General features: G+C 74.7%; 15 protein-coding genes. 10 read left to right on the top strand and 5 right to left on the bottom strand.

What is annotated here, in order from left to right:
- Positions 1–141: 141 nt before the first annotated feature.
- Entirely contained in the window at positions 142–930 is a 789-nt protein-coding gene (locus tag ACH4F6_RS33530) for a hypothetical protein (RefSeq protein ID WP_397964138.1), read from the bottom strand.
- 328 nt (positions 931–1258) lie between these two features.
- Here ACH4F6_RS33530 and purN point away from each other — a divergent pair, with 328 nt between their 5' ends.
- Both purN and purH read left to right on the top strand, forming a co-directional pair.
- Positions 1259–1897 carry a phosphoribosylglycinamide formyltransferase gene (gene purN / locus ACH4F6_RS33525; protein WP_397964137.1) on the top strand — a complete coding sequence of 213 codons (639 nt, stop codon included), beginning with the start codon at positions 1259–1261 and terminating at the stop codon, positions 1895–1897.
- Positions 1894–3459 (top strand): bifunctional phosphoribosylaminoimidazolecarboxamide formyltransferase/IMP cyclohydrolase, encoded by a 1566-nt coding sequence (purH, locus tag ACH4F6_RS33520; protein ID WP_397964136.1) that lies wholly within the window; start codon positions 1894–1896, stop codon positions 3457–3459. The genes purN and purH overlap by 4 nt, the downstream gene beginning before the upstream one ends.
- Before the next feature lie 78 nt (positions 3460–3537).
- Here the strand turns inward: purH and ACH4F6_RS33515 are convergent, their stop codons facing one another.
- Complete coding sequence (locus ACH4F6_RS33515) at positions 3538–4176, bottom strand: hypothetical protein (RefSeq protein WP_397964135.1); 639 nt, start codon at positions 4174–4176, stop codon at positions 3538–3540.
- A 283-nt stretch (positions 4177–4459) separates the two neighbouring features.
- Here ACH4F6_RS33515 and ACH4F6_RS33510 point away from each other — a divergent pair, with 283 nt between their 5' ends.
- The 6 genes from ACH4F6_RS33510 to ACH4F6_RS33485 all read left to right on the top strand — a co-directional run bounded on the left by ACH4F6_RS33510 (position 4460) and on the right by ACH4F6_RS33485 (position 9325).
- Positions 4460–5314, top strand: coding sequence for a bifunctional methylenetetrahydrofolate dehydrogenase/methenyltetrahydrofolate cyclohydrolase (locus ACH4F6_RS33510; protein ID WP_397964134.1), 855 nt, complete (start codon positions 4460–4462; stop codon positions 5312–5314).
- Positions 5304–5801, top strand: coding sequence for a DUF3017 domain-containing protein (locus tag ACH4F6_RS33505; protein ID WP_397964133.1), 498 nt, complete (start codon positions 5304–5306; stop codon positions 5799–5801). The genes ACH4F6_RS33510 and ACH4F6_RS33505 overlap by 11 nt, the downstream gene beginning before the upstream one ends.
- Before the next feature lie 237 nt (positions 5802–6038).
- Positions 6039–6569, top strand: coding sequence for a helix-turn-helix domain-containing protein (locus tag ACH4F6_RS33500; RefSeq protein WP_397964132.1), 531 nt, complete (start codon positions 6039–6041; stop codon positions 6567–6569).
- Positions 6570–6616: 47 nt separating this feature from the next.
- On the top strand, positions 6617–7549 hold the full coding sequence (locus ACH4F6_RS33495; RefSeq protein WP_397964131.1) for a DUF2690 domain-containing protein: 933 nt from the start codon (positions 6617–6619) through the stop codon (positions 7547–7549).
- Between the two features lie 429 nt (positions 7550–7978).
- The gene (locus ACH4F6_RS33490; RefSeq protein ID WP_397964130.1) at positions 7979–8968 is read left to right on the top strand and encodes a malate dehydrogenase; all 990 of its coding nucleotides are present in this window, start codon (positions 7979–7981) and stop codon (positions 8966–8968) included.
- A gap of 204 nt (positions 8969–9172) precedes the next feature.
- Complete coding sequence (locus ACH4F6_RS33485; RefSeq protein ID WP_397964129.1) at positions 9173–9325, top strand: hypothetical protein; 153 nt, start codon at positions 9173–9175, stop codon at positions 9323–9325.
- A 53-nt stretch (positions 9326–9378) separates the two neighbouring features.
- Here the strand turns inward: ACH4F6_RS33485 and ACH4F6_RS33480 are convergent, their stop codons facing one another.
- The 3 genes from ACH4F6_RS33480 to ACH4F6_RS33470 are packed head-to-tail and all read right to left on the bottom strand — an operon-like array spanning position 9379 to position 11104.
- Positions 9379–10152: an isocitrate lyase/phosphoenolpyruvate mutase family protein gene (locus tag ACH4F6_RS33480; RefSeq protein ID WP_397964128.1), complete on the bottom strand. Its 774-nt coding sequence runs from the start codon at positions 10150–10152 to the stop codon at positions 9379–9381.
- Positions 10149–10598, bottom strand: coding sequence for a carboxymuconolactone decarboxylase family protein (locus ACH4F6_RS33475; RefSeq protein ID WP_397964127.1), 450 nt, complete (start codon positions 10596–10598; stop codon positions 10149–10151). Before ACH4F6_RS33475 ends, ACH4F6_RS33480 begins: the two co-directional genes overlap by 4 nt.
- On the bottom strand, positions 10595–11104 hold the full coding sequence (locus ACH4F6_RS33470; protein ID WP_397964126.1) for a carboxymuconolactone decarboxylase family protein: 510 nt from the start codon (positions 11102–11104) through the stop codon (positions 10595–10597). The genes ACH4F6_RS33475 and ACH4F6_RS33470 overlap by 4 nt, the downstream gene beginning before the upstream one ends.
- Before the next feature lie 47 nt (positions 11105–11151).
- Between ACH4F6_RS33470 and ACH4F6_RS33465 the strand changes: the two genes are divergently transcribed.
- Together ACH4F6_RS33465 and ACH4F6_RS33460 are read left to right on the top strand one after the other, a co-directional pair.
- Positions 11152–12549 carry a PLP-dependent aminotransferase family protein gene (locus ACH4F6_RS33465; RefSeq protein WP_397964125.1) on the top strand — a complete coding sequence of 466 codons (1398 nt, stop codon included), beginning with the start codon at positions 11152–11154 and terminating at the stop codon, positions 12547–12549.
- Positions 12550–12835: 286 nt separating this feature from the next.
- The gene (locus tag ACH4F6_RS33460; RefSeq protein ID WP_397964124.1) at positions 12836–13225 is read left to right on the top strand and encodes a hypothetical protein; all 390 of its coding nucleotides are present in this window, start codon (positions 12836–12838) and stop codon (positions 13223–13225) included.
- Positions 13226–13241 lie beyond the last annotated feature (16 nt).

The following is a 13241-nucleotide window of genomic DNA, read 5'->3' as shown; positions in this document are numbered from 1 at the left end:
CCCCCAGCCACGCACCCCGGGCATCCTCCGTCGCGCACCCCGGGAATCCCCGGCCATGCGCCTCGGGGACTCTCAGCCCCCCACGCCCGACCCCCTCAGCCGCTCATCCCCCGAACCCTCAGCCGTTCGTCCCGCGAGCCCTCAGTCGCTCACCCCGAGGACCCCGCGCAGTTCCTTCGGCAGCAGATCGCTGCACGACTGCTTCGCCTCGTTCGTCAGCGCGTCGCTGGTGCACGTGTAGTAGTCCCGGTAGACCAGCTGCGCGGTGAAGGTCACCGCGACCAGGGCCAGGGCCAGGCCCGCCGTGACCAGGCCGCTGACGGCCGCGGTCGTCTGGGGGCGGCCGCCGGTCCCGGGGACGGGCGGGTCGTCCGGACCCGGGGTGCGCGGCTTGGCGCGCAGGGCGCTGATGCCCCAGTGGAGCGCCAGCGCGCCGAGCAGCAGGGCCACGTAGGGCCAGCCGAAGAGGGCGAAGAAGAAGGCCCACATGCCGGACAGCAGCGCGTACCGCGCGCGGCGCTGGGCGGGGTCGGCCGGGTCCCAGCGCGGGGTGGGCTTGGGGCCGCCGGGACCGCCCTCGGGGCCGCCGCCGGGGCGCTCGCCGAAACCGCCGGGGGAGCGGCCGGGCTGCTGGTCGCTCCACTGGCTGCCCCAGGGGGAGCCGTCGTGCTGCCGGCCGTCGCCGGGGTCGCCGCCGCCCCGGGCCGGACGGCGGGGCTGCCACGGGCGGTCCGGGGTGCCCTCCGGCGGCGGGGCGAAGGGGTTGTCGTCCTGGGACGGGGGCCCGGCGTCGCTCTCGTCGCCGCTCCCGCGGCCCGAGGGCGCGTCGGGCGGGGAAGCTGGGCGCTCCCGCAGCAGCACGGCGCCGCGCTCCCCTCCCTGTGGTGACTGCGGGGGGAGCGTGAGGAGTCGCAGACTGCGGTCCGGCATCAAGTGAGCGTCTTCCCCTAAGTGATCACGACGGTGATTCAACGGATACGGCTGTCTGGTGCGGGTGGTTACCCCGGGAACGATCCGCGCGTCGGCCGCGTTCCCGTGCCCGCTCGCCCCAGACGCTACCTTCCGGCCACGCCCCCGTCCCGTGGGGGCCGTCCGGTGTGCCGGTATCGTTGCTGACGGTCGGCCGCTTCGTAGACTTCCCCGTATCCCGGGGCGCGAAGCATTCGTATGAATGTACAAGCATGTGCGCGTGTGCGGATGCGGGCGTGTGCTACGGGCCGGCCGAAGGACAGAACGCTTCCCGAGAAAGGGCCCCGCCGTGGCCGCCAAGCCCGTGGCCAAGCAGGCCAAGCGCCTGGTCGTGCTGGTCTCCGGATCCGGTACGAACCTCCAGGCGCTGCTCGACGAGATCGCCGCCACCGGTGCCGAGGCCTACGGCGCCGAGATCGTGGCCGTCGGAGCCGACCGCGAGGGCGTCGAGGGGCTCGCGCGGGCCGAACGCGCCGGGATCCCGACCTTCGTGCGGAAGGTCAAGGACCACGCGACGCGTGAGGAGTGGGACGCCGCCCTCGCCGAGGCCGTCGCCGTTCACGAACCCGACCTCGTGGTGTCCGCCGGGTTCATGAAGATCGTGGGGAAGGAGTTCCTCGCGCGGTTCGGCGGACGGTTCGTCAACACCCACCCCGCGCTCCTCCCCAGTTTTCCCGGTGCCCACGGCGTGCGCGACGCCCTCGCGTACGGCGCCAAGGTCACCGGCTGCACCGTCCACTTCGTCGACGACGGCGTCGACACCGGCCCGATCATCGCCCAGGGCGTGGTGGAGGTCCGGGACGAGGACGACGAGAGCGCGCTGCACGAGCGCATCAAGGAAGTCGAGCGAAGGCTGCTCGTCGAGGTCGTGGGGCGGCTCGCCCGCAACGGCTATCGCATCGAGGGACGAAAGGTAGTTATCCAGTGACCGCCGAGAGCAACAAGCGGGCCGTCCGACGGGCGCTCGTCAGCGTCTACGACAAGACCGGCCTCGAGGACCTCGCACGCGGACTGCACGAGGCCGGCGTGGAGCTCGTCTCCACCGGGTCCACCGCCGCGAAGATCGCCGCCGCGGGCGTCCCCGTCACCAAGGTCGAGGAGCTCACCGGCTTCCCCGAGTGCCTGGACGGCCGCGTCAAGACCCTGCACCCGAAGGTCCACGCCGGCATCCTCGCCGACCTGCGCCTGGAGGACCACCGGAGCCAGCTCGCCGAGCTGGGCGTGGAGCCGTTCGACCTCGTCGTCGTCAACCTCTACCCGTTCCGCGAGACCGTCGCCTCCGGCGCCTCCCCCGACGAGTGCGTCGAGCAGATCGACATCGGCGGGCCGTCCATGGTGCGCGCCGCCGCCAAGAACCACCCCTCCGTCGCCGTCGTCACCAGCCCCGCCCGCTACGACGACGTCCTCGCCGCGGTCGAGGCCGGCGGCTTCGACCTCACCGCCCGCAAGCGGCTCGCCGCCGAGGCCTTCCAGCACACGGCCGCTTACGACGTGGCGGTCGCCTCCTGGTTCGCCGCCGACTACGCGCCCGTGGACGAGTCGCGGTTCCCCGACTTCCTCGGCGCCACCTGGGAGCGCAAGAACACCCTCCGCTACGGCGAGAACCCGCACCAGCCCGCCGCCCTCTACGTCGACGGCACGGGCGGCGGTCTCGCCGAGGCCGAGCAGCTGCACGGCAAGGAGATGTCGTACAACAACTACACCGACACGGACGCCGCGCGCCGTGCCGCGTACGACCACGACGAGCCGGCCGTCGCGATCATCAAGCACGCCAACCCCTGCGGCATCGCGACCGGCGCGGACGTCGCCGAGGCGCACCGCAAGGCGCACGCCTGCGACCCGCTGTCGGCGTTCGGCGGCGTGATCGCCGTGAACCGGCCGGTCAGCAAGGAGATGGCGGAGCAGGTCGCCGAGATCTTCACCGAGGTCATCGTCGCGCCCGACTACGAGGAGGGCGCCCTCGAAGCCCTCACCAAGAAGAAGAACATCCGGGTGCTGCGCGCCCCCGAGGCCCCGTCCGCCCCGGTCGAGGTCAAGCCGATCGACGGCGGCGCGCTCCTCCAGGTCACCGACCGCCTCCAGGCCGACGGCGACGACCCGGCGAACTGGACGCTGGCCACCGGCGAGGCCCTCTCCGAGGCGGAGCTGGCGGAGCTCGCCTTCGCCTGGAAGGCCTGCCGGGCCGTGAAGTCCAACGCCATCCTGCTCGCCAAGGACGGCGCCTCCGTCGGCGTCGGCATGGGACAGGTCAACCGGGTCGACTCCGCGAAGCTGGCCGTCGAGCGGGCCGGCGCCGAGCGCGCGCAGGGGTCGTACGCCGCCTCGGACGCGTTCTTCCCGTTCCCCGACGGCCTGGAGATCCTCACCGAGGCCGGTGTGAAGGCCGTGGTCCAGCCGGGCGGCTCGGTCCGCGACGAGCAGGTCGTCGAGGCGGCGCGGAAGGCCGGCGTCACGATGTACTTCACCGGGACGCGGCACTTCTTCCACTGAGCCCGCGCCTCACGGCACAGGGGCCGGACCCACTCCCCTCGGGATGGGTCCGGCCCCTGTGCCGTACCGGGCGCGCGGTCAGTACCGCGGGCGGCGGAACCAGTCCGCGGTGGCGCGCTTCGCGCAGAAGACGATCACCAGGACGGCGACGGCGATGATGACCAGGCCGAGGCCCCAGGCCGCCAGCATGAAGATGCCGGTGACGATCGCGAACGAGGCGTAGACGATCGAGCACACCCGCACCCCGTTGCCGCCCTTGGCGTACTGGAGCAGCAGGGCCACGCCCAGCAGCGTGAACACGGTGGCCAGGCCCAGGAAGAAGACGACGACGCCCTTGCCGAGGTCGGCGTACCGCTCCGCGTCCGCGTCGCCGGTCACGCCCGCCTCGAGCATCTCCTCGTCCCACCGGGACAGCACCCAGACGTACGAGCCGGCGATGATCGCGTGGGCCAGGGCGAGGACGCCCAGCAGGATCTGCGCGGCGCGCGTGATGCCCGGCATCGTCAGCGGGCCGCCCGGATGGCCGCCCGGGTACTGCGGGTCCCCGCCCGGGTACTGCGGGTACCCCTGCTGCGGGTACGGCGGCGCCGGCGGGGTGCCGTACCCCTGCGGGGGCGCGCCCGGCGGCGGACCCTGCTGCGGGTAGCCGTACGGGGGACCGGCCGGGGGCTGCTGGGGCGGCGGCCCGTAGGGGTTGTGCGGCTCGCCGAAACTCATGGCGGTCCTTCCTCCGTTGTGCTCGAGTGCGGGGACGACGCGCGGCACGGTGCGGAGGAAGCGCTTACGGACGCGGTCCGTCCCCCCGGTACTGCCCGCGGCACTGCGCGTCAATCGTTCTTCAGCGGCCGGTTCGTTGTCCAGCGGCTCCGACCGGACGTTGTGCGAGTGCAACCTCGCCGGCCGCACCGCGACGACCACCGGACCGGGCCGGGCGCGCGCCCGACGGGACCCGGGTCACCCGGATTGGAACCGGGAGGCCGTCATCCGGGAGGATGGGGCCATGACCGCCCAGATTCTCGATGGCAAGGCCACCGCAGCCGAGATCAAGTCGGATCTGACCGCCCGCGTGGCGGCGCTGAAGGAGAAGGGCGTGACGCCCGGCCTCGGCACGATCCTCGTCGGGAACGATCCCGGCAGCCAGAAGTACGTCGCCGGCAAGCACCGCGACTGCGCCGAGGTCGGCATCGCCTCCATCCAGCGCGAACTGTCCGGCACGGCGACACAGGAGGAGATCGAGGCGGTCGTGCGCGAGCTGAACGAGGACCCGGCCTGCACCGGGTACATCGTCCAGCTCCCGCTGCCCAAGGGCATCGACGAGAACCGCGTCCTGGAGCTGATGGACCCGGCCAAGGACGCCGACGGCCTGCACCCCATGAACCTCGGCCGGCTCGTGCTGAACGAGCCCGCCCCGCTGCCCTGCACCCCCAACGGCGTGCTGACGCTCCTGCGCCGCCACGGCGTGGAGATCAAGGGCGCCGAGGTCGTGGTCGTCGGCCGCGGCGTCACCATCGGCCGCCCGATGCCGCTGCTGCTGACCCGGCGCAGCGAGAACGCGACCGTGACCCAGTGCCACACCGGCACCCGGGACCTGTCCGCCCACCTGAGGCGGGCCGACGTCATCGTCGCCGCCGCCGGTTCGGCGCACCTGATCCGGGCCGAGGACGTCAAGCCGGGCGCGGCCGTCCTCGACGTCGGCGTCTCCCGCAGCGCGGAGGGGAAGATCGTGGGCGACGTCCACCCGGACGTCCGCGAGGTCGCCGGCTGGATCTCCCCGAACCCGGGCGGGGTCGGCCCGATGACCCGCGCGCAACTGCTCGTCAACGTGGTCGAGGCGGCGGAGCGCAGTGTCGGCTGAACCCCGTGACACCCCCGGCAGGACCGAGGACGTCGAGGACATCGAGGACATAGAGGTCCGCGACCCGGTCAGCGCGCCCGACGTCGACGGCGTGCCGCGCCGCGCCACGCGCCGCTTCCCGCTGTTCACGAGGGACACCGCGCGTCCCGAGGGCGCCGGCCGGGCCGCGCCCGGCGACGCCCTGGCGGCCCGGCAGTGGCCGATCATCGCCGTCCTGGGCGTGGTCGCACTCGGCCTGCTGGTGACCGCCTTCGACCAGTTCCGGATCGGCACCGTCCTGATCGGCGTCGCCCTGCTCGGCGGCGCGGTCCTGCGCTGGCTGCTGCCCGGCGTCGGCATGCTCGCGGTCCGCTCCCGCTTCACCGACATAGCGACCTACGGCGTGCTGGGCGCCGCGATCGTCCTGCTGGCGCTGATGGCCCAGCCGGATCCGTGGCTGGAGATCCCGTTCCTGAAGGACACCCTGCACTTCACGGTCGACAGCTGACCGTACGATCCGCGCGGCGGCCCGTCCCCTCCCCCGAGCCGGGACGGGCCGCCGGCGTGTTCCACGCTCCCGCACCGCCGGCCCCCTGTTCAACGGCCGGCCGCGCGCTGTGGCACAGCGGTGACGCTTTCGCCACCGTGTGCCCGCCCTGCCACAGTTCCCGCCGGTCCGGGAACCGGCCGGCCGCGGGACGTCGTCCCCCGATCAGACCGAAGGGGAGGACCGGGGGGACGCCGAGTGACGAGTGCCTGGCAGCCGCTGCCCGACGAACTGCCGTCGGAGGTGCGGCACTTCGTGGAACAGCTGCGGCAGCTGAAGGACGCCACCGGCCTCAGCCTGGCCGCGCTCGGCGCCCGCACCGCGTACAGCAAGTCCTCCTGGCAGCGCTACCTCAACGCCGTCCAGCCGCCGCCCCGGCAGGCCGTCGCCGCGCTCTGCCGGGTCGCGGGCCTGGCCGGCCCGGACGCCGAACGCCACTCGGTCCGCTGGGAACTGGCCGTCGAGGCCTGGCCCAGACCCGCTCCACCGCCCGTCACGGACCCGGGCGCCACGGACGGCCCGGGGAACGCGGGGCACACCGACGGCCCGGGGCGTCCGGAGGGCGCGCGGGACACCGGGGACTACGAGGACGAGCCCACGGTCCCCTGGTGGGACCGTCCGCAGGAGCCGGCGCCCCGGCCCGCCGGCCGGCGGCTCCTCCTGACGGCGGTTCTGCTGTTGCTGTTCCTGCTGGTCGCCGCGGTCTCAGGAGCCGTGACGTCCGGCTGAGCGCTAACGTGGCCGGAAGGGGACACGGCGGAGGAAGGGGGGGATCGATGCCGCGCTGGAAGGACCTGCCGGACGCACTCGACCCGCAGGTCAGGGAGTTCGCCGGTCAGCTGCGCCGGGTCGTGGACCGCGGCGGCCTGACCCTGGATCAGCTCGCCGACCGCACGCACTACGGCAAGGCGTCCTGGGAGCGGTACCTCAACGGCCGGCTGCTCGCCCCCAAGGGCGCGGTCGTCGCGCTCGCCGAGGTCACCGGCACCGACCCCGCCCCCCTGGTCACCCTGTGGGAGCTGGCCGAACGCGCCTGGAGCCGGACGGAGCTGCGGGACGACCGGGCGTCGCAGGCCGTACGCCTCTCCCGCGCGCAGACGGTGACGGCGCCGAAGCCCGGCGCCGCCCGTCCCGCGGGTGCCGCCCCCGTCCCGCCGTCGGTCCCCGGGGACCCCGGTGCGGCTTCCCGGGAGGAGGCCGGTCCGCCCACGAGCCGCCACGCGCGGCGGCCGGCGCTGTTCCTCGCCGGCGTGGCCGGGGTGGTGATCGTCGTCGTGGGCGCCTTCTTCCTCACCGACGGCGGCGACCCGCCGCGGAACGCGGCCGCCTCCACCTCTCCCTCCCCGTCCGCCACCCCCCGTCCCTCCCTGCCGCCGGGCGTGCTGTGCGCCGGAGCCGCCTGCACCGGCAAGGACGCGGAGGCGATGGGGTGCAGCGGCGGCCTCGGGACCACGGCCGAGAGCGTGACCGTCGGCACGACCCTCGTCGAGGTCCGCTACAGCAGGACGTGCGGTGCGGCCTGGGGACGGATCACCCAGGCCGGTCCGGGCGACGTGGTGCGGGTGACGGTCGGCTCCGTCCGGCAGACCGGCGACGTCACCACCGCCGGCGACACGATCGCGTACACCCCGATGATCGCGGTGAAGGAGCCGGGGGAGGCGCGGGTGTGCGCGGTGCTGGCATCGGGCCGGGAGGGCTGCACGCCGTAGGAGGCGGGCCGCCCCGGGAACCGTCCGGTGAGCCACCCGCCGGGCCGACCGGATCACCCGTTGGGCCGACCGGGTGAGTCGCGGCGCGCGGGCGAAAAAACCGGTGCGCACAGGAATACCGGAGCCGTCCGTGGGCACGCGACACGTACCCCCACGGGAGTCCGGCACCACCCGGCACCCCCACCCGGCGGCCGCCCGTTCCCCTCTCCCGGACCGGCGGCCGCCGCTTCGTGCCGGCTCCGGGGCCGGGATTCGGACCGGGCGGGCGCACCGGCCCACCGGGCTGTGGGACGGACCACACTCCACCCCGGCCGTCCGGCATCCCGGATGCGCGATAGCCTGACCGCCGAGAGATCTCTTGATGCCAAGAGATCGATCAAACGTCCGGGGCAGGGACGCCCCACCGCCAGCTGTCATACGGAGAACGCCATGACCCGCACTCCCGTGAACGTCACCGTCACCGGCGCGGCCGGCCAGATCGGTTACGCCCTGCTCTTCCGCATCGCCTCCGGCCAGCTGCTCGGCGCGGACGTGCCGGTCAAGCTGCGCCTGCTGGAGATCACCCCGGCGCTGAAGGCGGCCGAGGGCACGGCCATGGAGCTGGACGACTGCGCGTTCCCGCTCCTGCAGGGCATCGACATCTCGGACGACCCGAACGTCGCGTTCGACGGCACCAACGTCGCCCTCCTCGTCGGCGCCCGCCCCCGCACCAAGGGCATGGAGCGCGGTGACCTCCTCGAGGCCAACGGCGGCATCTTCAAGCCGCAGGGCAAGGCCATCAACGACCACGCGGCGGACGACGTCAAGGTCCTCGTCGTCGGCAACCCGGCCAACACCAACGCCCTCATCGCCCAGGCCGCCGCCCCGGACGTACCGGCCGAGCGCTTCACCGCGATGACCCGCCTCGACCACAACCGCGCGCTGACCCAGCTCGCGAAGAAGACGGGCTCGACGGTCGCCGACATCAAGCGCCTGACCATCTGGGGCAACCACTCCGCCACCCAGTACCCGGACATCTTCCACGCCACCGTCGCCGGCAAGAACGCCGCCGAGGTCGTCAACGACGAGAAGTGGCTGGCCGAGGACTTCATCCCGACCGTCGCCAAGCGCGGTGCCGCGATCATCGAGGCCCGTGGCGCCTCGTCGGCCGCCTCCGCCGCCAACGCCGCCATCGACCACGTCCACACGTGGGTCAACGGCACCGCCGAGGGCGACTGGGTCTCCATGGGCATCCCGTCCGACGGCTCCTACGGCGTCCCGGAGGGCCTGATCTCCTCCTTCCCCGTCACCACCAAGGACGGCGCGTACGAGATCGTCCAGGGCCTGGAGATCAACGAGTTCTCCCGCGCCCGGATCGACGCCTCCGTGAAGGAGCTGGAGGAGGAGCGCGAGGCGGTCCGCTCGCTCGGCCTCATCTGAGTCCTCCCGCTGTTCTCCCGCACCGGTCCCCGGGCGGCCGCGGCCGCCCGGGGACCGGTGCGTTCACCGTGCCGCGCGCTCGGCCGGGCGCGAGGACGGCACCCGGCGCGTCGCCCGCGGCGGGGCGGGGCGGGAGCTCGTGACGGGGGGCCGCCGGCCCCTCCCGCCCGCGACCGCGGCGCCCGCGCCCTGGAGGCCTACCCGGTGATCACGACACCGGGCGTGGAGATCACCTGGGGTGAGCTGCACGTCGGCAGCCGCGAGGTGTTCGCCGCGGCGGGCTTCACGGAGGTGAGCCGGCCGACGCCGCGGCGGGTGGTGATGCGCGTGGACTTCTGGCCGCCCGCGCACTTCTGACGCGTCGTCCGCTCCGGACCGTCGCGCTCCCGTCCCCCGCGAGCCGGCCGCAGCTACCGGGAGCGCCCACCGTCCCGGCCGCCCCTGCCCGCCGGGCCGGCGAGGCCGTCCCTGAGCCGGTCGGCCGTCTCCCGCAGGGCCCGGGCCGTCCGGCGCTGCAGTCCCGGTCCGAACGTGACGCGGGTGGCCCCGAGCGCACCGAGCTCGCCGGGCGAGGGGTCCTCGCCGTCCAGCCGGGCGAGCACGTTGACCGGTCCCCGGATCCCGGACCGCAGCAGCGGCAGCACGGCGACCGGGGCGCCGATCGGGTACACGCAGTCGGCGCCGGCGGCGACGTACAGCGCGGCCCGCTCGATGGCGCGGCCGGGATCGGTGACGCCCCGCAGGAAGGTGTCGACGCGGGCGTTCACGAAGAGCCGGTCGGCGGCCGCCGACCGCACCTCGGCGAGCCAGTCGGCGTGGGCGTGCGCGTCCTTGAGGACGCCTCCGACGGAGTCCTCGAGGTTGCAGCCCACGACGCCGGCCTCCAGCAGCCGTTCGACCAGTTCCTTCGGCGGCAGGCCGTAGCCGTGCTCGACGTCCGCCGACACCGGCACGTCCACCGCCCGCGCGATCCGCGCGACCGCCGCGAACATCTCGTCCGCCGGGGTGCGCCCGTCCTGGTGGCCGAGGGAGGCGGCGATGCCCGCGCTGGGCGTGGCGAGCGCGGGGAAGCCGGCGTCGGCGAGGACCCGGGCGCTGGCCGCGTCCCAGGGGCCGGGCAGGACCAGCGGGTCCTCGGGCACGGGACGGCGGTGCAGCGCACGGAACGTCTCGATCTTGCTCACGGCCGGTGACCTCCCGGTGGGACACGGCGGGAGACCATCACCCGGTTCCAGTTGTTGACGGCGACGACCAGCGCGACGAGATGGGCGAGCCGGGTCTCGTCGAAGTGCTCGGCGGCCCGCTCGTACACCGCGTCCGGGACGAAGCCGTCCGTGAGGACCGTCACCGCCTCCGTCAGCGCCAGCGCGGCCCGTTCCCGCTCGTCGTAGACGTCCCCGGCCTCCTCCCAGGCGCTCAGCAGGTCGAGCTGCCTCTGGCCGACACCGTGCTCGCGGGCGAGCGCGAGGTGCATGTCGAGGCAGAACGCGCAGTGGTTGAGCTGGGAGGCCCGGACCACGACGAGCTCGGCGAGCGCGGGGTCGCCGAGCCCCCTCCTGGCGGCGGCGCTGAGCGCGGACATGGCCTCTCCGACGGCCGGGTCCAGCAGCGCGGTACGCGGCTCGGTCACGCGTGCCGCCCCGGCTCGTAGTGCCCCGGGACCAGCCGGCAGGTCACCCCGAACCGGTTCCACGCGTTGATCACCGTGATCGCGGCGATCAGCTGGGCCAGCTCCGCCTCCTCGAAGTGCTCGGCGGCCCGCTCGTACACCGCGTCCGGGACGAAGCCGTCCGTGAGGACCGTCACCGCCTCCGTCAGCGCCAGCGCCGCGAGCTCCTGCTCCGTGTAGAAGTGCTCCGACTCCTCCCACGCGCTGAGCTGGATGATCCGCTGGACGCTCTCGCCCGCCGCGAGCGCGTCCTTGCTGTGCATGTCGACGCAGAGCGCGCAGCGGTTGATCTGCGAGGCGCGGATCTTCACCAGTTCCAGCAGCTTCGCGTCGAGGCCCTTCCGGGCGGCGGCGTCCAGCCGGACCATCGCCTTGAAGACGTCGGGGGCCAGCTCCGCCCAGGCCAGGCGGGGAGTGTGCGCGGGGGCGTGTTCCACGGTCGTCGTGCTCTCGTCGTACGTCGTCATGCCCTCGACCCTAGGAGCGGAACTGCCCACGGGTATGGTCCACTTCCATGCCGGAACACTGGGCCACTTCGGGCGTCGACCTCCATCTCGAACCGTCCGGTCCGGGCCTGCGCAGAGGCCTGACCGACGCCCTGCGCGAGGCGGTCCGCAGCGGCCGGCTGGCCCCCGGCACCCGGCTGCCCTCCTCCCGCGCGCTCGCCGCCGACCTCGGCGTCGCCCGCAACACCGTCGCCGACGCCTTCGCCGACCTGGTCGCCGAGGGCTGGCTCACCGCCCGGCAGGGCTCGGGCACCCGGGTGGCCGAGCGGGTGGCGGCCCCGCCGGCCCCGTCGGCCGGCGCGGCGCCCCGCCCCCGTGAGCGCGAACAGCCCGCCCACGACCTGCTCCCCGGCCGGCCCGACCTCGCGTCCTTCCCGCGCGCCGAGTGGCTCAGGGCGGCGCGCCGCGCCCTGACCTCGGCGCCGTACCACGCCCTGGGCTACGGTGACCCCCGCGGCCGTGCCGAACTGCGCACCGCGCTCGCCGGCTACCTCGCCCGCGCGCGGGGGCTGCGCGCCGGCCCCGACCGCGTCGTGGTGTGCGCCGGCATCTCGCACGGCCTGGGCCTCCTCGCCGCGGTCCTGAAGGCACGCGGGGTGCGCACGGTCGCCGTCGAGTCGTACGGCCTGCGTCCGCACCGCGAGCTGCTGGAGGCCGCCGGCCTGCGCACCGCGCCCCTGCCGTTCGACGGACTCGGCACGGACCCGGCCGGCCTGGCGGACGCGGGCGCCGTGCTGCTCACCCCGGCCCACCAGTTCCCGATGGGCGTGCCCCTGCACCGCGAACGGCGGGCGGCCGTGCTGGAGTGGGCGCGGCGCACCGGCGGCCTGGTCCTGGAGGACGACTACGACGGCGAGTTCCGCTACGACCGCCAGCCCGTCGGCGCGCTCCAGGGCCTGGACCCCGGCCACGTCGTCTACCTGGGCACCGCGAGCAAGTCCCTCGCCCCCGGCCTGCGGCTGGGCTGGGCGGTGCTGCCGCCCGGACTGCTCCAGGAGGTCGCCGACGCCAAGGGCGGCGTCGACACGTGCGGGGTGCTGGACCAGCTGACGCTGGCGGAGTTCATCACCTCGGGCGCCTACGACCGCCACATCCGCGCGGCCCGGCTGCGCTACCGGCGCCGTCGGGACGCCCTGGTGGCCGCACTCGCGCAGCGGGCCCCCTCGGTCCGCGCCACCGGCATCGCGGCGGGCCTGCACGTGCTGCTCCGGCTCCCCGAGGGCACCGAGCCGCAGACCCTGCGGGCGGCGGCCTGGCGGGGGCTGGCGGTGGACGGACTGCACCGGCACCGGCACCCCGAGGCGGCCGTGGAGCGCTGCGACGCGCTCGTCGTGGGGTACGCGACCCCACCGGACCACGCGTGGTCGGCGGCGCTGGACGCGCTGTGCGCGGTGCTGCCCGAATGACCGGCACGGGCGCGGGCGCCGGCGCCCGCCCCTCCGGCGGCGATCGCGGGCGCCGGCACCGCCACCCGTGCCGCTCCTCCCGCGTGCGCACCCCGGCACCCCCCGCGCCCACCGCCGCCGTACCGCGGCGGACCGCCGCACCAAGGGGGCGTACCGCGGCGAACGGCGCAAACGGGCCGTGGTCGAGCGGCCGGTCCGGGGGCCCGCCGCGGGCGCGTTCCCGCAGCTCTCTAGGCTGGCCGCCGGACACACGCACCGCACACCGGGACGACGGGGAGACGGGGACATGGCGGACACACGCAGACGGCTGCGCTCCAGCACGGTCGTCCTCGGCGGCATGGGCGTCGTCGCGGCGGCCCTCACCTCCTGCGGTTCCGACCCCGACCGCCGCTGCGTGGACCGCGACAGCTACGACTACGTCCACGGCTACAAGGTCGTCGCCGACAAGAACTGCTCGTCCTCCGCCTCGGGTTCGTCGGGCGCCGGCCGCAAGAAGACCGGGAGCGGCACCTCCGGCACGTCCGGCGGCTCCGGCTCGGGCAAGAAGACGGACGCCGCCTGGTACTACGACGCCGACGTCAGCTCCGGCTACGCCGACGACGGCACCTTCAGCCGCAGCGAGGCCGTGGACCGCGGCGGCTTCGGCTGCTCGGGCTCCGGCAGCGGCGGCGGCTGAGCGCACCCCCGGACGC

Source organism: Streptomyces sp. NPDC017936, from assembly GCF_044328485.1.
Taxonomy (GTDB): domain Bacteria; phylum Actinomycetota; class Actinomycetes; order Streptomycetales; family Streptomycetaceae; genus Streptomyces.
This window is presented reverse-complemented; position numbering and strand designations above follow the sequence as displayed.

What these genes read in the sequence shown, in the direction of transcription:
- ACH4F6_RS33530 (WP_397964138.1), bottom strand. Translation starts at nt 930, where the DNA reads ATGCCGGACCGCAGTCTGCGACTCCTCACGCTCCCCCCGCAGTCACCA.
- ACH4F6_RS33515 (WP_397964135.1), bottom strand. Translation starts at nt 4,176, where the DNA reads ATGAGTTTCGGCGAGCCGCACAACCCCTACGGGCCGCCGCCCCAGCAG.
- ACH4F6_RS33510 (WP_397964134.1), top strand. Translation starts at nt 4,460, where the DNA reads ATGACCGCCCAGATTCTCGATGGCAAGGCCACCGCAGCCGAGATCAAG.
- ACH4F6_RS33495 (WP_397964131.1), top strand. Translation starts at nt 6,617, where the DNA reads ATGCCGCGCTGGAAGGACCTGCCGGACGCACTCGACCCGCAGGTCAGG.
- ACH4F6_RS33490 (WP_397964130.1), top strand. Translation starts at nt 7,979, where the DNA reads ATGACCCGCACTCCCGTGAACGTCACCGTCACCGGCGCGGCCGGCCAG.
- ACH4F6_RS33470 (WP_397964126.1), bottom strand. Translation starts at nt 11,104, where the DNA reads ATGACGACGTACGACGAGAGCACGACGACCGTGGAACACGCCCCCGCG.
- ACH4F6_RS33465 (WP_397964125.1), top strand. Translation starts at nt 11,152, where the DNA reads ATGCCGGAACACTGGGCCACTTCGGGCGTCGACCTCCATCTCGAACCG.
- ACH4F6_RS33460 (WP_397964124.1), top strand. Translation starts at nt 12,836, where the DNA reads ATGGCGGACACACGCAGACGGCTGCGCTCCAGCACGGTCGTCCTCGGC.